This window comes from Pseudoalteromonas sp. SIMBA_162 (genome assembly GCF_046535955.1).
Classification (GTDB): Bacteria; Pseudomonadota; Gammaproteobacteria; order Enterobacterales; family Alteromonadaceae; genus Pseudoalteromonas; species Pseudoalteromonas marina.
This window is the reverse complement of the sequence record NZ_JAWJBQ010001293.1, coordinates 1-233: the sequence shown is the minus strand read 5'-3', so window position 1 is coordinate 233 and position 233 is coordinate 1. Positions and strand designations below refer to the sequence as shown.

General features: G+C 67.8%; 1 pseudogene. It reads left to right on the top strand.

What is annotated here, in order from left to right:
* A pseudogene (locus R0J88_RS23820) lies at positions 1-233 on the top strand (alginate biosynthesis protein AlgK); the annotation flags it as partial.

Sequence of the window (233 nt, the reverse complement as noted above, 5' to 3'; positions counted from 1 at the left end):
CAGGTGCTGCTGTACCGCACCCAGGGCGCCTACGATCAGCACTTGGGCGCCGTGGAAGAGATCTGCAAGGCCGCGCTGAGCACCACCGACATCTGCTACGTCGAACTGGCCACCGTTTACCAGAAACGTGGCCAGGCCGACCAGCAAGCCGCCCTGCTCGGCCAGCTGAAATCCGCCCACGCCCGTGGCGCCGTACCGGCCTCCCGGGTCGACAGCGTTGCCCGGGTACTGGC